The 16,847-nt window shown below is 41.2% G+C and carries 17 protein-coding genes; 4 read left to right on the forward strand and 13 right to left on the reverse strand.

The window, feature by feature from the left end; all coding sequences use genetic code 11:
* Positions 1 to 105: 105 nt before the first annotated feature.
* On the reverse strand, positions 106 to 1,062 hold the full coding sequence (locus tag NYE72_RS16725) for a WYL domain-containing protein (RefSeq protein ID WP_076142206.1): 957 nt from the start codon (positions 1,060 to 1,062) through the stop codon (positions 106 to 108).
* Positions 1,063 to 1,173: 111 nt separating this feature from the next.
* On the opposite strand from NYE72_RS16725, the gene NYE72_RS16730 reads away from it, so the two are divergent.
* Positions 1,174 to 2,109 (forward strand): Gfo/Idh/MocA family oxidoreductase, encoded by a 936-nt coding sequence (locus NYE72_RS16730; protein WP_339210039.1) that lies wholly within the window; start codon positions 1,174 to 1,176, stop codon positions 2,107 to 2,109.
* A 560-nt stretch (positions 2,110 to 2,669) separates the two neighbouring features.
* Here the strand turns inward: NYE72_RS16730 and NYE72_RS16735 are convergent.
* The 4 genes from NYE72_RS16735 to NYE72_RS16750 all read right to left on the reverse strand — a co-directional run bounded on the left by NYE72_RS16735 (position 2,670) and on the right by NYE72_RS16750 (position 6,341).
* Positions 2,670 to 2,975 carry a DUF3889 domain-containing protein gene (locus NYE72_RS16735; RefSeq protein ID WP_076099071.1) on the reverse strand — a complete coding sequence of 102 codons (306 nt, stop codon included), beginning with the start codon at positions 2,973 to 2,975 and terminating at the stop codon, positions 2,670 to 2,672.
* A gap of 317 nt (positions 2,976 to 3,292) precedes the next feature.
* Positions 3,293 to 3,919: a type 1 glutamine amidotransferase family protein gene (locus tag NYE72_RS16740; RefSeq protein ID WP_076099070.1), complete on the reverse strand. Its 627-nt coding sequence runs from the start codon at positions 3,917 to 3,919 to the stop codon at positions 3,293 to 3,295.
* 109 nt (positions 3,920 to 4,028) lie between these two features.
* Positions 4,029 to 4,991 carry a YafY family protein gene (locus tag NYE72_RS16745; RefSeq protein WP_076099069.1) on the reverse strand — a complete coding sequence of 321 codons (963 nt, stop codon included), beginning with the start codon at positions 4,989 to 4,991 and terminating at the stop codon, positions 4,029 to 4,031.
* 537 nt (positions 4,992 to 5,528) lie between these two features.
* Positions 5,529 to 6,341, reverse strand: coding sequence for a hypothetical protein (locus tag NYE72_RS16750; RefSeq protein ID WP_036687600.1), 813 nt, complete (start codon positions 6,339 to 6,341; stop codon positions 5,529 to 5,531).
* Positions 6,342 to 7,057: 716 nt separating this feature from the next.
* Here NYE72_RS16750 and NYE72_RS16755 point away from each other — a divergent pair.
* Together NYE72_RS16755 and map are read left to right on the forward strand one after the other, a co-directional pair.
* Complete coding sequence (locus tag NYE72_RS16755; protein ID WP_254924482.1) at positions 7,058 to 7,603, forward strand: TetR/AcrR family transcriptional regulator; 546 nt, start codon at positions 7,058 to 7,060, stop codon at positions 7,601 to 7,603.
* A 7-nt stretch (positions 7,604 to 7,610) separates the two neighbouring features.
* Positions 7,611 to 8,357 carry a type I methionyl aminopeptidase gene (gene map, locus NYE72_RS16760; RefSeq protein WP_036687603.1) on the forward strand — a complete coding sequence of 249 codons (747 nt, stop codon included), beginning with the start codon at positions 7,611 to 7,613 and terminating at the stop codon, positions 8,355 to 8,357.
* Positions 8,358 to 8,578: 221 nt separating this feature from the next.
* Here the strand turns inward: map and NYE72_RS16765 are convergent, their stop codons facing one another.
* The 8 genes from NYE72_RS16765 to NYE72_RS16800 all read right to left on the reverse strand — a co-directional run bounded on the left by NYE72_RS16765 (position 8,579) and on the right by NYE72_RS16800 (position 15,021).
* The gene (locus tag NYE72_RS16765) at positions 8,579 to 9,319 is read right to left on the reverse strand and encodes a class I SAM-dependent methyltransferase (protein ID WP_080742510.1); all 741 of its coding nucleotides are present in this window, start codon (positions 9,317 to 9,319) and stop codon (positions 8,579 to 8,581) included.
* Positions 9,320 to 9,497: 178 nt separating this feature from the next.
* On the reverse strand, positions 9,498 to 10,472 hold the full coding sequence (locus NYE72_RS16770) for an aminoglycoside phosphotransferase family protein (protein WP_076099066.1): 975 nt from the start codon (positions 10,470 to 10,472) through the stop codon (positions 9,498 to 9,500).
* Between the two features lie 225 nt (positions 10,473 to 10,697).
* Positions 10,698 to 11,570 (reverse strand): AraC family transcriptional regulator, encoded by an 873-nt coding sequence (locus tag NYE72_RS16775; RefSeq protein WP_076099065.1) that lies wholly within the window; start codon positions 11,568 to 11,570, stop codon positions 10,698 to 10,700.
* Positions 11,571 to 11,808: 238 nt separating this feature from the next.
* The gene (locus NYE72_RS16780) at positions 11,809 to 12,288 is read right to left on the reverse strand and encodes a flavodoxin domain-containing protein (protein WP_076099064.1); all 480 of its coding nucleotides are present in this window, start codon (positions 12,286 to 12,288) and stop codon (positions 11,809 to 11,811) included.
* A 33-nt stretch (positions 12,289 to 12,321) separates the two neighbouring features.
* A complete protein-coding gene (locus tag NYE72_RS16785) occupies positions 12,322 to 13,173 on the reverse strand; it encodes a hypothetical protein (protein ID WP_081384389.1) in 852 nt (283 codons plus the stop codon).
* Between the two features lie 61 nt (positions 13,174 to 13,234).
* Positions 13,235 to 13,858 carry a TetR/AcrR family transcriptional regulator gene (locus NYE72_RS16790; RefSeq protein ID WP_038571504.1) on the reverse strand — a complete coding sequence of 208 codons (624 nt, stop codon included), beginning with the start codon at positions 13,856 to 13,858 and terminating at the stop codon, positions 13,235 to 13,237.
* Positions 13,859 to 14,043: 185 nt separating this feature from the next.
* Positions 14,044 to 14,145, reverse strand: a complete 102-nt coding sequence (locus NYE72_RS16795) for a sporulation protein YjcZ (protein WP_197069683.1) — start codon at positions 14,143 to 14,145, stop codon at positions 14,044 to 14,046.
* A gap of 366 nt (positions 14,146 to 14,511) precedes the next feature.
* Positions 14,512 to 15,021, reverse strand: coding sequence for a GNAT family N-acetyltransferase (locus NYE72_RS16800; RefSeq protein WP_052097079.1), 510 nt, complete (start codon positions 15,019 to 15,021; stop codon positions 14,512 to 14,514).
* Between the two features lie 165 nt (positions 15,022 to 15,186).
* Between NYE72_RS16800 and xerS the strand changes: the two genes are divergently transcribed.
* Positions 15,187 to 16,269: a tyrosine recombinase XerS gene (gene xerS, locus NYE72_RS16805; RefSeq protein ID WP_076316734.1), complete on the forward strand. Its 1,083-nt coding sequence runs from the start codon at positions 15,187 to 15,189 to the stop codon at positions 16,267 to 16,269.
* Positions 16,270 to 16,847: the final 578 nt, after the last annotated feature.

The following is a 16,847-nucleotide window of genomic DNA, read 5'->3' on the forward strand; positions in this document are numbered from 1 at the left end:
TATTATGTAAACCAATTATGTGAATTAATTCTTTTATCAGAAAAGAGGGACCGTATCTTTGCAGAATATGCAATAGCTACGGTCTCTTTTACATAGAAAAAACGGTTAATCATATATTCCCTGAAGAAAACTCAGCTGGCCTTTTACATATTGCCTTAGCTCTAAGGGCTCCATGATTTCGGAATGACCTATTATGCACCAGACATTAGCACATGCACTTTCATAACCAAACATATTCACCTTTAAAATGAATGCATCCCCTTCTTCTCTCATTTCCATGATCTCTAGCTGAGATAAAGAAGACATTGTTCTCTTATCAGCTCTGATCACAACAGGATAGACCTCTTCTTCTTTACACGCTTGCTTAAAAACCTGTCCCTGCTGCTTCCAGTGTTCTTCTAATGAAAAATCCATAGGTATAGAGTACTCTTCTTCCACAAGCTGCGTAGAGACAATTCGCTCACATTTAAACGTTCGGATTTGATTAGCTTCTTCACAGTAGGCTATAAGATACCATTCCTCTTTTTTCACCACAAGACCATAGGGCTGTAATTTCCTGCACGATACTTCTCCGTTAACCTTTTGGTACTTAACCTGTAGTTTCTGAGATCGCCAAACGGCTGTCCGGATAGATTCCAGACAGGGGATTTCTATTCGTTCTGTCCACCATGGTGTGTCATCGAAATAAAAGCGCTTTTGCGCTTTCTGAATGTCAGGTTGATAGGATGCGGGCAATGTTTTTTCTAATTTCAACAGCGTCGTCTTCAGCTTAAGACCAGATTCAGAATGTCCCCCAGAATAGATGCCCATACCTGTTAAATATAGATTGATTACATCTTCACCATGTAACTGCTTCAGGTTAACTGTATATCCCTCCATTAAAGAGATACCACCATTCGGCCCCGACATAGACAACAAAGGAATTCCAGCTTCAGCTAGTACATCAATATCTCTATAGATTGAACGTACAGAAGTCTCCAAGGCTTGAGCTAGTTCATTGGCCTTCATTTTCCCTCTCGACTCCACTAATAATAAAATAGCAATCAAACGATGCAAGCGCATGGGAACCTCCGAGCTTTTCTTTTTTATCAAGTATACTTCAAAATTCTTGCCATGATGTTGTCAACAATAAGAGGTTATGATTAGTTCATTACATAAAGGGAGCTGAAACATATGAAAATTGCCGTTTTAGGAACAGGGTTCGGAGCTTATCATGCAGAATTATTGACGAAAAATGAGCGTGTAGACAAAGTTATTGTTTATGGTAGAAATGAAGCTAAGCTGCAAAATTTAAAACAAGCGTTAGGCGTTGAGATTACCACAAATATAGAGGATATCATGCTTGATACCACAATTGATGTGATCGATATCTGTCTGCCCGTAACTTTACATAGACAGTTTGCCGTTGAGGCGCTTAAGCATGGAAAACATGTATTCTGTGAAACACCTGTATGCTTTAACAATGAAGATGCCCTTGCGATGAAGGAAGCAGAACAACAGTATGGCAGACGAATCCTCGTGAACCAATTTATTAAATTTGATCCTGCGTACAAATATTTATACGAAACCACTCATCAAGAGAAATATGGAAAGCTCTTAGCCTTCACCTTAAAAAGAGAAACGGCACCTCTGTGGGGTGATCTCGGACTTCATTCTATCTCCACAAATCTGATGATTCACGAACTTGATTTTGTTACCTGGCTGCTTGGATCTTTAGAAGAATACTCTGTGTGGGGAACCGATGGTGGACGAAATGAACAAGCGTTAGTACGTACCCATTTTCAGAAAACGAATGTCTCCGCAGAAATCGTTGTATCCTCACAAATGCCAGCTGGTTATCCTTTTTCCGTAGGGTATGAAGCTTATTTTGAACAAGGAAAGCTTGTCTATCAAGAAAGTGACGACATGAACGGAAAGGTTGAAGGATCATTAATTGAATATACCTCTGCAGGTAAACAGCAACTATTGATAGAACAAGCTAATCCTTTTGAAAAGAGTATTACGCATGCTCTCCAATGCTTAGAGGAGGGTACTTCATCCATAATCGAGTTAGACCATGCCCTACAAGCTATGGAACTAGCAATAAAAATAGAAAAAAAGCTTGTGTAAACATAGAGGTTGGTGTTGGGTATCCTTTTTCATGGGTTTTGTTTGTGGGGGCGTAGAACTTATTGAATTAGTGAATTGTAGCTAGGGAGAGGAATAGGTTTTGATTTTTCTATTGTGAATTTTTCATATGTTGAAATTATAGAACAAAGTAGTAATTTTAGTCCTTTTTGGTAAGGTAAGCTGTCCTTAGTTCTAGTTTATAAAATGCTGTTATTTCACAGCATTTTGCAGGGATTTCATCCTGGGATTAAGATAGTTCAATTAGAGGTTAAACTAGTCATACGATGGAAATTCTCAAAGATCGTGGTCCCTGCTGATATTGTGGAGGTAATGTCCGAGGAAAATAGGGTTTTTAGAATGGCGCCTTATAAAACCAGCGGTAGTCTTGGACTGGAAAATAAAGTCCTATCTTTAATCCACCTCTATTACTCTTCTCATTAAAATACACACCTACATCACGTTATTCTGCCCGTTAGCTGAACAGGCTGCCTATGATCTCGGCAGCCTGTTGTCATTGTGCTATCGTGCCCCATTAGCGTAAATAGCGAGATTTATTAAATCTAACGATTAGTTTCAGAAAACTGAATCGATTGGATTGTATCAGTTGATGGGTCAAATTGGATTGATACAAAAACCCCAAACTCGTTACCTGCTTTGCTTCTAATCCATAGTTTGAATTTCTCTTCAGACTTTTTAGGTGTTAGTTCAGTACGACCAATGTGCTTATAATCAATTATGACTGCATTGTATCGTTTTTGTGTTTCCTCTACTGCAATTTTGCCCCATTTTGCGTATTCAGGCGCAGCCACTACTGTAACAGTGGAAAAAATAAGTATCACCAAAAATGATATCAGTATTTTTTTCATAATAACCGCCCATCTGGAGAAGTTTTCAGTAATATCTCCCACTTTATCCAAATGTATTCTTAAACAACTTAATGCCAGCGTGCAGTCTACAACTTTATTTTTTCAATTAATCAAGATCTAGATTTAGGAAAGTCAGATATAATAAAGGGTTCTACATATTATACATGACTAATATGTGGAACCCTTTATGCTTAACTATCGTACTCCATTAGGATTCCTATGGAAGGAATATTTTAAGTCGCATTGTTACTCATGTGGCATCTTGTCCATATCCATATATACAACACACTTTCACTTTTCCTTAAATGCTGATACCTTCATTGTATTGAATTCATCAACTCATAGTAATATTTAGAATCATTAGTCTTATTAAGGCTATACCAGGCGTCTAATGTTTTTGGAGAAAACACATCCAAAGCTTTCAAGATGTGTGCAGAAAATTCCAATGGAGCTATTCCAGATGCTGTGATCAGTTTTCCATCCGTTACAGCAGACTCCATTTTGTAATACTTTTCTCCTGTATAAGTGGGACAGATCATTTTAAGGTATTCCAGATCATTGCTTGTATGCCCACGTGAATTCAGCAATCCTGTCTGGGCAAGTCCCATTGTAGCACCACAAATCGCTGCAACCCATATACCTTCCCTTAAACACCTTTCAGCGATTTTTAAGAGGGGGTGGTGAATGGTTTCTGTCCATGTATCTCCACCGGGTAAAATCAATAGATCTGATCTTTCAATGCTGCACTCATCCAATTTGATGTCAGGCAGTATTTTCAATCCGCCCATTGTAGTTACTGGAGTCTTATCAATTCCCACGGTAACTATTTTTGACGGGACCAGCCCCTTTTTATAATATCTTCCCGATTTCAGTTCGGCAGTTACGTAGCCTATTTCCCAGTCTGCCATTGTGTCAAACACATAAAGATATACCGTATTATTCATTTGCAAGTTCTCCTTATTTTACAATTCATCTAGTGATACCAACCATCGGTAATCAATGATTATCGTCATTATAAAATGACTTCACTGACATCCGCTGTCAGTGAAGTTATTAAAGTTGATAATATTCCAATAACTCCGACACCACACCAACAAGTTTTTCCTTCAAACTCTGTGGTTCGATTACTTGAATGGATTTCCCGTAGGATAAGAGAAAATTAGGAACATAGGTATGAATTGATTTTTCCTCAAGTAAAAAGATTGCTTGATTTGATGTACGCTCTTTCAGATGATGCCCCAAAAACCAATGCAGGCATAAGTCATCCAACGCCTCTGACCTACCTTCGATAACTAAAGCAATTAACCCGTCCTTGCCGACTAAATCAGGTAATAGATTTCGCAAAAAAAATTCTCGAGCCAAAAAAGCTTCGGAACGTTTAAATATGTTTTGAGTCCGCTTGATTTGTAAAATCCGTTCTACCCGAAAGCTGCGAATCTCATTTCTCAGGTGGCAAAATGCAACAATATACCATTTATTGTTCCAGTACACCATACCATAGGGATCTATCACCCTAGTCTTGGGTTGATCATCACGGCGTGTGTGATAATCAATTTCTACAGAGAACTCGTTTGCTACAGCTTGCTCCAATTCCGCTAATACTGGCTGAATAGAAGGATCTCCCCTACGGTTTATAACTTCAAATCCGGCTAAATGACGGCTGAGAACACTTTCCTGTTCCTCATTCGAATACATTTTCAATTTGGATGTCGCATTACCTAATGCCTCACTCAAAGGGTATCCGGCTTCTTTTGCAAAAACAGCAGCATGAAGAAGTGCTTTTTTTTCTTCAATATCAAATAGCAGTGGTGCTCTGATAAAATTATTCAGTAGGCTATACCCGCCATTATGACCAGTGTCGGATATTATAGGCACTCCACTGGCACTTAGCGCATCAATATACCGATAGACTGTCCTTATATTTATTTCTAACTTTTCGGATATTTGTTTTGCGGTCATTTTAACACCCGAATTCAGCATCCATAGGATTGCCAGCATATTATCGTTTTTTGGCATCACATATACCTCATCTTTTATTAGGATCGCTCAAAATTATTAGCTTTGCGAATCGCCTGCATCCCTTTATTCATCGATCTTCCAGCCTTTCAATCCTCACTTAGCAATCTATAAACAACAATCTGCAATTTTTAACATTGCTGCTCTTAGCTCAACCCAACAATCTACTTTACCACAACTTGTGATACAGTTCACCGCGCTGTTTTTAACGGTGAGTTTTTGGGTCATCCTTTGCAGGATGCTCTTTCTTTGATCCGCTAGGTTCCAATTGCCCTAACCGCCGTTCAGGGGACTAAAGAATATACTCAGCATATACATCACCTCGAAGAATGGATATTTCCAGTTCAATAAACTTGAGTGATGCGTATAGACTTTACCAAGTAGACAGTTAATAACGCCTTTACACAAAAACAAACTTACCATGCGTCTGCTCATGAGCAGTAACGCACGGTAAGTTCCATCAATAATAACTCTTTATTTGGTAATATGTTGTATTTTTACGAAAATATCTTCCTTCTTCATTTATTTATGCCGTCATCAGTATTTAAGCTCAATATTCTTCCACATGGTATTCCCATCCTTGTCGAAGCCTGTCATCTCGGTAGCGCTCATCAATTCGCCTGTTTTGACATCAAAGAAAGCGCTCATTCTCAAACTGTCATTCTCACGATTAGGAGAATTTGGCGAGATACCCATAACTCTTAGCAGCAGACGTGTTTTGGAGGAGTTAGGATCAGTATTATACCTGCTGATAGTAAAATGATACCCCTTGATCCAGTCATCTGCTATAGCAGGATTTCCTGGTTTCATCCCCAGTCTCTCAACAGCTTGTTTAACTGCATCGGAAGAATCGATTTGAATATCAGATATCGCATACTGTCCTTTTACAAGTAAATTCTTATCGTGCTTTTTCACATCAGTCTTAATGGCCATTCCATTATCGATCTTGATATAAATAAAAACATTCCCTTTCTTGCTGCCAAATTCGAGATTCCAAGCATCTCTTGTTCCATCCGAACCATCGGTTCGTTCCTGGGAAACAGAAGTGTCATCCGTGCTTGTTATGTTAATAAGTAATGGCTCTTCTTCCGTAAGCTTATTCGCCTCTGAGTACCCAAGGCGCAGTGCCTCCATCGCGGTTACGCTCTTCTTTTCATTGGTTCCCTTATTCGTTATTGTGGCAGCTGGTTTCTCTGTCTCGTTAATCATCTCACTGGTTGTTGTGACGGCCTGTTCCTCTGATTTGTTAGAAGAGCCGTCGAAAAGAACATTTTTCATACTGAAGAATAGAACGACCATAATCACAATCAATGTAATTGAGGCTATGCTAACATATTTCTTCTTACGCAAGGCTGCTTCTCCTTAGTTAATAAGTATAAGAAACTTTGGTTACGCCATAATTAACTGCTGAAGTAGTATCCGTACTGTCCACACAATGACGATTAAATTTTCCAATTTTTAACACAATAAAATCATACAATAATATTTCTTCAAATGCAATTTTTGTCGCATATTTAAAAATAATGGATATTATTCACATTAACTCGAAACGAAATTGATCCTAGCTCACTGGTTTCAAGGGTTAAACTTGCCCCTATTTATGATACAGTTCACCGAGTATGATCTTAAATTAAGCTGCCCGTAAGCTGGATAAGCTAACAGTCATTCCCTCAAATCCATTGATAGACCTCCGCATAGGAAAACTTAAGTTGTTCTCGCAACTTTTTATTTTCTTCTTCGAGCTTCTTCATCTTTCGTTTTAACGACGCAATGATGGCGTCCTTGTTGTTTTCATCCATCTCCCGCTTAATTTGTTTCGGTGTCGGCTCTTGAACTTGCTGCTGACGAAGCGATTCAATGCAAATTCGTATCTCAGGATTGTCTTACCCGGTAAGCACTTTATTATTCAGTCTAATACTTGTTTTCATCGAACGCCAACGGATAATTGCATTTCTCCGCCTCATGCGTTACACTCTTTATATTGACAAATTTGCAGGTCTATATAAAAAAAGGAGGTTAACGCGCCCATGTGCCCCCGTACCAAAGAACAAAATGAGCTCATACGTATGCAGCGCAGAGAACAGATCCTGGACTTCGCCGCGCATACCTACTTCCGTACGGGCGGAAGCTTTGATATTCGCGACGTCGCCCGCGAGGCTGGTCTCGGTTATGGCACGGTATACCATTATTACCCCAACCGGCATTTACTAATAGAAGATGTGCTGAGCAGCGGCTTCGAGCGATGTGAGCAAACCCTGACTCAATGGGCGAACATCAGCCGGGACAACCCTGACGACAGGCAGTTGTTAACGTATTGCAAGACGCTACTCCAGTTGTGGCAGTCAGATGCCCGCGCATATCTCGTCTACAAAATGGCAGCGGAACATTTTACAGGCTTGCCAGAGAAAGATCGGCACCCTGCCAAGAGACGATTCATGGAAAGGCTGTATGTTCCACTCCAATCGACTATGCAGCGTGAAGACGACAGCATCAACCTTATGCTTGCCGTGTTGGTCGGCTGCTGCGGGCTGCACTACTATGCGAGCAATTCCGAGCTGGACATCGATCGAATCGCCCAGCTCGCGATACAAGCCATTACAAAGGAGTCCTGAAACAAACATGGTCATCTTAAAAAGCAAGTATGAAATCGAAGCCATCCGCAAGGCATGCCAGGTTGTGGCCGAATGCCATCGCACAATTGCCCCGCTCATCAAACCGGGCATCACAACGAACGAGATTGAGCGCATATTCGAGGATATTATTTTGAAGCACGGCGCCAAACCATATACGAAGGGCTACAATGGTTATCAATATGCGACCTGTGCCTCCGTCAATGACGTAATTGCACATGGCTTCCCTACAAATAAGCCACTTGAGGAAGGCGATATCGTGACGATCGACACGGTAGCGGAGCTCGACGGCTGGCTCGGCGATTCAGCCTGGAGCTATGCGGTCGGGAAGATCTCACCGGCGGCTGAGAAGCTGATGCGCGTCACGAAGGAGTGCCTTGACCTCGGCATCGCGCAGGCACAGCCCGGCAATCGGCTCGGAGACGTGACGAGCGCAATCCAGCAGCATGCCGAATCGAACAACTTTGGCGTCGTGCGCGACCTTCTCGCTCATGGCATCGGTCGTGACCTGCATGAGGAGCCTACCTATATGCATGTCGGCAAGCCCGGCAAAGGCCCCCGCATCAAGGAAGGCATGGTATTCACGATCGAGCCCATGATCACTGAAGGCACCTACAACATGACAATTGATCAGGACGGCTGGACCGCCCGGACGCTGGACCGCAAACTCGCCGCCCAATACGAGCATACGATCGCCATCACCGCTGAAGGTCCACAAATCCTGACCGCGCAATAGAACAATTAGAAGCCGACCAACGAGAGGGTCGACTTCTTTTTTATTTATTGAGCAGAACTTCTTTCTTCATCCGATACATGTGTGATCTTCTCACATAGGTGGAGAAAACGAATGTCCCGCGGACCGATTGAATTCTTAATGCGAAAAGTATGCTAAACTTAGGAACAACAAAATCCCCCTCAATCTGAGGGGGAGTTCTATTGCAATGCATTACGTTTCTCCTAACATTTCCTACAAACGCTAATGATAGATGAAGATGACGGAGAAAACGGCGTTTTATTCCAGTCAGCATATAGATGTTCGACGCGAAAGCCGTGACGGGTTAATAAAGAATGCAGCGTATTCGGATCCGTGAACCGACAAGCAATCCGGGAAGTCGTTCGTTTATACCCCCAATCACGCATCGTGACCCAATGCATGATATGCTGGCCAGCATCGTAACATTGTGTGCCTGATACCTTGACGTTATTTCCATCCTTATCAATAAATGATCCCCATTCTGTCTCCTCTTGATCGGATAAATCCGTTCCCTCCGGATTACGGGTCTCAAATGCAAAGATTCCATGAGGTTGTAAATGTTTGTGAACGGTCGTGAGCAAATCGCTTTGATCTTGATCACTTAAAAATGCCTGAAATGCATTACCAGTCAAATAAATCATCGAAAATCGCTTGTCCGATTCGAAGGTACGGGCATCACCTTCCATAAAAGTAACAGTCAGCCCTTTCGCCTTCAACCGCGCATATGCAATCATTGCTGAAGAGATATCTACACCGGTCATTGTTATACCGGCTTTCGAGAGGGGGATCGTTGTTAAGCCTGTACCACAAGCAAGTTCTAACACTTCCCCAGGACTCGATCTAGCAAGCTCAAGATAGAACTGATATTTGTCCATTTCACCGTCAAATTCAAGATCGTAATTTACCGGATCTTGAAATTCTTCAAGATTGCTATGTTCAATCAACACCATTCCCCCTTTCATTCCTTGTTATAATATAATCGAAATAAATGCTCATCGACAGCCATCGCGCTTAACAGTATTATTTTACTATTTTTTTGATAACACGTTTGGTGATAAACGGATATAATCAATTTTTATCAAACCTACCACTCCTCGTTAGTTCAACCATGAACATTCCATTTCATATTTTATAAAATATACTTTCACCATTGAGGAAGGGGCGACAATACTCAGCGCATAATTTGGGCATTCTTTCACGCATCCAGGCATGAACATGTACATTCTCCATCTGGAAGACGTAATATCCAATAATAGCGACCAACATTAAACCTTCCAACTGAAGTAGATCATTCGCTGTATTTTCGTACTCTCTGTAGTAACCCTTTAGGAAAGTATCTCTTCGATCGGATGGCAGCATCATAGCTCCCATGGCTACATCAAGTAAGGCATAACCGTTACCGAAAAAGCCAAAATCGATGAAGCGCACCTCTCCTTCGGTTGTGATGATGATATTACCCATACACAAATCCCCATGAATAAGGTCAGGGCCAGCCTCCCCGCCACGGTCATCTAACCGGGAGTTGATCAATTGCAGCGTTTGTTCAATGACATTAGCATCAGAAGGCGTAAATAAATTCTTTTTCACACCCGAATGAATCACACGGATCATCCGTTCATTATAAGCTTTACCTTGACTCGGTCGAATCTCCATACCTGTATGTTCGTACTGCCGAAAAAAAGTATGCAGTTCTGCTATTTGCGATCCCAGTTCTTTTACCAGTTCAAGATTGTTAACATCATTCATATTCATGTCTCTTCCATCCAGCCAGGTGAGGACGGAGCAGTTTAGCAGTTCACCTTCGTATTCAATGATCGTAATAAGTTCACCCTCATTGTTTCTTACGGGAGTCTGTATTTCGTTGCTGCTCCAGCTTCCCAGCTTCTCAAGCATTTGCAATTCTCCAAGAATGCCGCCGTATGTATGTTGCAGACCTTTCATGTCATCTATAAAAGGGTCATGAATGCGGAGTAAATATGATTTTCCCGTTCTGTCATTAACACGATAGGTTCTGTTCTCGTTATGCCTTAAGAAAATAATCTCAGGCTGTTGGATATCGTAACTGCCTAGTAAGTCCAAAAGCTTCTCGTTCGTCATAAGGACTCCTTTAAAATAGAAGGATTCATTGATTCAATCTTCGTCTGAATCATAAAAATTGAAATCTACAACATTCCAAAAATCATTCGACTCACCAATTGTACTTCTACAACATTTTCGAAATATCCTGCCTATAGCTTGACGAAGCTGCCGGAATGTTTTTCGCGGCAGCTTCGTAGTGAAAGGATATTCAGCTCTCAGTCTCATTAATCCAACCAAACTCTTTTATTTCTTAGTGATAGGCACCCATATTTCGCTTTTAAAATTTGGCGATGTGATATCTTTGTGCTCATTCCAAAGAATTTCAGGCCCTTTAATTAGCTCATATCCCGATGACGGAGCCCATTCCGAATATATTCGCCCCCAGATCTCTTGTAGCGCACTCGGAAAAGAGCCGACGACTGTGAATACAGCCCACATGGAGGCCGCCACTTCCAGCTGATCCAAGCCATTCCATGCGTCTTTCGTAGTGGCAACGCCAATATAATGATCGAACTCTCCTTTTTCCTCCATACGCCCCTCAGAGAAATTTGTAGAGGCGCTTATAAACCCTGAGGGCTCAACATCGGAAAATCTCTTCATCTCATCAATCATTTCCGGCGTCAACCCTTCATACATCGACGCAATCTCCGGATTGACCCCTTGGAAAATGATTGGTACCCGTTTTTTTATGCCCACGATGTGAAAAGATTCTTTGATTTCAATACGGTAATTCATTTCATTTCCTCCTTTGATAGTCAGCTGAAACGACATCCGAGGGAACGCCTTAAGGGATTGTCCATGGACCCGAGCTTCCGAAGGATTTACCCCATGCATGCTATGGAAAGCCCTAGAAAAGGAATCAGGCGAATTATAACCATATTTCAGAGCGGTATCGATAATTTTGATATTACTTTGTGATAGCTCGAGTGCTGCCAAGGTTAGACGTCGACGCCGGATGTATTCCGACAGAGTAATGCCTGCTAGGAATGAGAACATGCGAGTAAAATGATATTCCGAACAGCAGGCTATTTTCACAACCTCCTGATAATCAATTTGATTTGTTAGGTTCTCCTCAATATAGTTTATTGCTTTGTTCAGTTGTATCAGCGTATCCATGACGTTGCCTCCCCTCGTTAATTATAGGTTATCAGAGAAGGTTTTTACCTTCCCGACTTTTTCTGCACGATTCTGTAGGGTTTTCATGTTTCGATGAACAGAGACTCGATATGAGGAAGTAAAATTCTTCTCACAAGAAGGACTACTTTTTTTGAATGTCAAGATCATAGTTAACATAATCATAATTATGTTAACTATGACCTGAAGTACGTTTAGCAGTTCGTTTGTCCACTCACTTTCACTGCCTTTTCATAGCAAGCGCAAAACGCTCTATCGTCTCTTTTGACAACCCATTTACGTTCTTATTTTTTCTTTTTACCATCCGCAATACAAACCGATCTAGCAAAGTTAGCTTCTCTTCATAGATCTCATCTCCAAAAACTTCTTTCGTCACAGATTGGTTATATAACACTTCTGGAAACGCAGATTTCAATTCTTGTGAGGCCTCCTCACCTTTTGCTCCTGCACAAATAAACAATCCTACTCGTTTTTTCCCTAGTTCATGTTGATATTTTGCTGTAAAATCAGTCATTTGTTTTTGGATTTTCCCATAATAAATAGATCCTCCCAAGATGACCGTATCATATCGTTCCAGTGTCGGCTCTTTAGCATGCATCAAATTAACTACTTCGGTTTCTTCGCCCAGTTGAGATTTTAATAAATAAGCCGCTTTCTCCGCACACCCATATTTCGAGGTAAACATAATTATTGTCTTCATTCTAATCGCTCCCTTCCGCTCGCTGGTCACTTATTATCTTAAGGGTTCACGTACATGCTTTAACAAAATAACCATACAAGCAGCAATAGCTAAAGCCATCGTCGGAAAAATTACACACTCGGCTATAGACACAGCCACACCGCTATAGATCATTGCCGCCAGCATTGCCGTAATTGCTAGCAGTAATGTAACTCCTTTGAAAACAACGACAGTTGCCAGTAGGTACCCAAAAGGTTGTCTACGAATGACCATAATCCCCGTAACAATTGCTAATGGGACCAAGATCGCAAGATCCAAAACTTGAATTACCAACGTACTATAGTGCTCTAGCCCTTGTGGCGGTATTCCCCCCAGTAGTGAATTCAGTATTTTCCCTAGCCAGAGAAATAAAATCATAAAAGCAATAACCATTAGTGAAAAGCCGATTCCTTTAGAAGGTAAACTGTTTTTAAAGTAAGTATGTATGGATTCTTTATCGAAGGAAAATAAAGCTAGGATGAATGCGAAAAAACTTAAAGAAAACAACAGCACATAAACTAAAAACAATGAATTGTACATCGTCAGAAAGCTGTAGGATGCGTAAGTATATAAAAAGTACCCCAGAGTGCCCGTAAGGAGCATCCTCCCCTTTATCGAGCCTTTAATTGTCGTGATGAGCGAACTGAGCAGTAAAGGTATGGCAAGAAATAATGTAACTCCATCCTGTGCTTTAGCTTGTGCCGCCGCAGAGACAGAATCATGGCTGTACACTCCTGACCCCTGAAGCTTTACATCCTCGCCCCATATTGACGTAAAAGTATATTTTGTTCCATCACTTATCCCATCTGAAAACAAACCAACCGCTGTTGCAAACACTGCAATAACCGAAATCAACACCGACAGCACTACGACTTTCCTTATATGTTTTATAACAACCTCCCCCTCCCTTCATGAAAATATTTAGATTTTACCTGGAGGCAATAGCAACCATTGAATCCAAATGACATGAAATCAGAGCTTCGACCTGATCATCAGGCAGATCCTTTTCGACAAGCAAACGCATAATTAAACCGAACGCTGCACTCCATATCACCTGAGCAGTGAGTTCTACGAAAGCTTCCTCACGGTTTTTCTGTGCTTCAAATCTGAACAGGCCCTGGCAGAGCATCCCAATCGCTTTACGCTCCTGGGCTGCTCCTCTAAATAGAACAGCTGTGTAACTAAGAACAGCCGGCGTATCGTTTAGCATGACATTCCGGTATTCTACACCCGTGGAAAGAGACATCCTGATGAACTTCTCCAATGATCGTTTTAAAAGTGTATCTGGAGGTAATTCCTGCTGTACCTCTTGTTGCACAGACTGAAGCTCAGTAAGCATATCCGTATATTTTTGTTGCAAATAGTTCTCGATAATCTCTTCTTTGCCTTTAAAATAATGATAAATAATTCCCGGTGAATATTCGATTTTCTCAGCGATTTTTCGGATAGAGAGCTTCTCTATTCCCTCTTCAGCAATCAATAAAGCTGCATTTTGCAGGATTAGATTCCTCATTTCTTCACGCTCACGTACTTTTCGTTGTTCTTTAGTCATAAATTTGTCTCCTCATGTGTTGAACACTGTTTAATCTTTGAACACTGTTTAATATATGTTTTGGATTAGTATTATGTCAATATCCTTAGTCACATGTATTCCCCTCCTCCAATCTACATATCTGGACATAAAAAATCCGCCAGTCATTTAGACTGACGGAACCTTTAATTTGTGAAGTTAAAGGATTACAGACAGAGGGTTTTAGTAATGATAACCAACAGGATAAACAGAACCAGAATAGCTCCTGTGGAAGTGAAACCACCGTATCCTCCTGCAAATTCGCCCATTGTTGACTCCTCCTTTGTAATTGAGTACATCATAAGATATGCAATATTGCCCTCACTGACTGGGTATTTTGAACACAAAAAATAAACCAACGACCCTTTTTATGGTGAATGGTTTAATTGGTTTACATAAATAATGTTATGTTAACTAAAGTAGAGAGCATTAGATGCTCATTACTTTACAATTCGTATATGTTCTTAATAGCTAGCCAGTTATATAAAAAAATACAGTTTCCTAGCCGTCCTTCTTGACGCTCTCTTGGTCATCCTCCACTGTCTAGCTCTCACTCGCTTAGCACCACTTTTCCATTCCATTTGCTGTTAATGGTAAACTCCTTCTTTAAGAAAAACCCGAAAACACACGGATTTTCATTTCTTAATTCGATTAATAGTTAATGTGTTGAAGTATTGGCTGGGATTGCCTTGTTGTGGATTAAAGCGCTCTTGAAACTCTCCATGGGTATAGTCCCCGATCACTTTATGCCAGAAATCACGAGCGGGCGTATTCGCACGGACTTGTGAAACCTTCCATTCACCAGGGTACATATCAAAAAGCTTATGCGCAGCCCATGTTCCTACACCACTTCGGCGGTATTTTTGCATCACAAAAAACTCAGTCATATAAAACTGGCCTTCAGGATTACGCAATAACCTGTCCACCAAAGCAAAACCAGCAATATGCCCGTCCACCTTAAACAAATACGCTGATTTATTATTTCCGCTACTCCAATAAGCTTCTAGACCCGGATAGGCTGGAAATACCCCGTCTTGATTGACATCAAATTCTAAATAACGGGTGAAATCATATAGGTAGAACTGCATTAATCTGCTTATAGTATGCTTACGTTCTTTGGGAACCAGCTCAATTTCAAGTTTCATTATGTGCACCTCTGACATTTATGTTTACTTCACATCATAAAGCTTAGCGGCATCAGGAGCAAGGCTCGGCCCTAGTTTTCCCTTCATTCGAAGTCCAATCTGGGACAAAACATGTTAAGATAGAAGGAAGAGATTTTATGCAATCTATGGAAAAAGGTGAATCACATGAGCGTTCAAAAGAACGATGACCGTAAAAAACTTGATCAAAAGCTCCCCCTCATGCCCTGGTTCGTTCAGCAGTTTATTGACTATAAACGACCTGATCTCTCCCCCTCCACACTGCTGGAGTATATCCGGGATTATGAATCTTTTTTCGGCTGGTTGCGGGCAGAGGGCTTATCCCAAGCCGGCTCAAATACCGAGATCACGCTTCTAGAATTGGAAACCCTACTTATGGACAGTATTGTCGGATATCGGTTGCATCTAACTACCCGAGCCGAAGGTACGAACACTCGTGTTACTGTATCCCGTAAACTATCTGCATTACGCTCCTTATTTCATTATTTAAGTCAAATCGCTGAGGACGAGAACTTTTATCCATTGCTTAAGCGAAACATTATGGCTAAGGTTGAGGTCAAACGAACACATAAGCCAAAAGACACTGCCGCTAAATTAAAGGGTAAGATTTTGGAAGATGAGGAATTACTGGAGTTTGTGGGGTACATTTATGAAGGGTATGGACGGGATGTGGAAGGCAACAAACAGGCTTATTATTCGTTTCAATTGAATCACGAGCGTGATGCCTGTATTGCCAGCTTGATTCTGAACTCTGGCCTGCGTGTATCTGAGGTAGTCAATCTAAACGTAGACGATTTGGATATTAACAACAAGCTGCTCTATGTCACCCGCAAAGGGAATAATGACGAAACGTTTAAGACACCCGTCTATTTTAGAGAGCAAGCTAAAGATGATCTAGCTCTTTATCTTAGTCTGCGCCAATCTCGCTACAAAACACCCAAGAGAGAAAAGGCCTTATTTATCTCTCTCCCTAACGGGCGTCAAGAAGGCAAACGTATGACCAAACGTGCGATTCAAGAAATGATTATTAAGTACGCTAAACGCTTTGGTAAACCGTATCTTACGGTTCATAAGCTGCGTCATTCTTTTGCAACAGATTATTATCTGCAAAATGATATTTATAAAACGAAGGAACAGCTCGGGCACGCATCCACCGAGACAACTGAGATCTACGCTCATCTAACGGATAAAACGATGTCTGAGGCGATCGAGCGGCGTGTCGATAATTAATCATCACAAAGGGAGCTCATACTTCGGATGAGTAGCCGCTCTTCGCTAGTGCAGAGTTGTTATCGGACTCAGCTGACCTTAAACGCAGGATTATCTCATATTTGGGTGGCTAACGGACCTCAAGGTCGCTATTGGCCTGAAATACGCAAATATGAGCTCCATGCTATGAAATAGCGACGCTGAGGTCCGAAACCCCGCTTAAAAGGTGATAAATATGCAAATAAGATCATCTGAGTCCTTAAGCATCTGTGGGTGATTAATCTCGGCACTGGCGCAGGCTAATAACTCCAACCAGCAGAGCAGCGACTCTTCCGAAAGGAGAATTGCTATGATTGTGTCGTCTACCCGGACATTTCATTCTCGCTTTTCTTCAAATTTGAATTACATTCGGCGGGCACCCCTAACCCGATTATTGTTGCACTAAAAACCCACTTACGGTACGTAAGTGGGTTTTCTTATTCTAATTTCTGGGGTAACCCTCCCTTTAAAACCGGTTGTTAGCGACTATTGGGTTAGCAGGAATGCTGTTTTTTGCTTATCTATTGTGAATTTTTCATATGTTGAAATGTTGGAAATAA

The sequence above is a fragment of the Paenibacillus sp. FSL L8-0333 genome (assembly GCF_037965665.1).
GTDB lineage: Bacteria > Bacillota > Bacilli > Paenibacillales > Paenibacillaceae > Paenibacillus_AQ > Paenibacillus_AQ odorifer.

Bases quoted from the DNA above. Each gene is read 5' to 3' on its own strand.
- map (WP_036687603.1), top strand. From the start codon at position 7,611: ATGGTCATCTTAAAAAGCAAGTATGAAATCGAAGCCATCCGCAAGGCA.
- NYE72_RS16725 (WP_076142206.1), bottom strand. From the start codon at position 1,062: ATGCGCTTGCATCGTTTGATTGCTATTTTATTATTAGTGGAGTCGAGA.
- NYE72_RS16735 (WP_076099071.1), bottom strand. From the start codon at position 2,975: ATGAAAAAAATACTGATATCATTTTTGGTGATACTTATTTTTTCCACT.
- NYE72_RS16770 (WP_076099066.1), bottom strand. From the start codon at position 10,472: ATGACGAACGAGAAGCTTTTGGACTTACTAGGCAGTTACGATATCCAA.
- NYE72_RS16740 (WP_076099070.1), bottom strand. From the start codon at position 3,919: ATGAATAATACGGTATATCTTTATGTGTTTGACACAATGGCAGACTGG.
- NYE72_RS16795 (WP_197069683.1), bottom strand. From the start codon at position 14,145: ATGGGCGAATTTGCAGGAGGATACGGTGGTTTCACTTCCACAGGAGCT.
- NYE72_RS16800 (WP_052097079.1), bottom strand. From the start codon at position 15,021: ATGAAACTTGAAATTGAGCTGGTTCCCAAAGAACGTAAGCATACTATA.
- NYE72_RS16775 (WP_076099065.1), bottom strand. From the start codon at position 11,570: ATGGATACGCTGATACAACTGAACAAAGCAATAAACTATATTGAGGAG.
- xerS (WP_076316734.1), top strand. From the start codon at position 15,187: ATGAGCGTTCAAAAGAACGATGACCGTAAAAAACTTGATCAAAAGCTC.
- NYE72_RS16730 (WP_339210039.1), top strand. From the start codon at position 1,174: ATGAAAATTGCCGTTTTAGGAACAGGGTTCGGAGCTTATCATGCAGAA.
- NYE72_RS16755 (WP_254924482.1), top strand. From the start codon at position 7,058: ATGCAGCGCAGAGAACAGATCCTGGACTTCGCCGCGCATACCTACTTC.
- NYE72_RS16780 (WP_076099064.1), bottom strand. From the start codon at position 12,288: ATGAAGACAATAATTATGTTTACCTCGAAATATGGGTGTGCGGAGAAA.
- NYE72_RS16790 (WP_038571504.1), bottom strand. From the start codon at position 13,858: ATGACTAAAGAACAACGAAAAGTACGTGAGCGTGAAGAAATGAGGAAT.
- NYE72_RS16745 (WP_076099069.1), bottom strand. From the start codon at position 4,991: ATGCCAAAAAACGATAATATGCTGGCAATCCTATGGATGCTGAATTCG.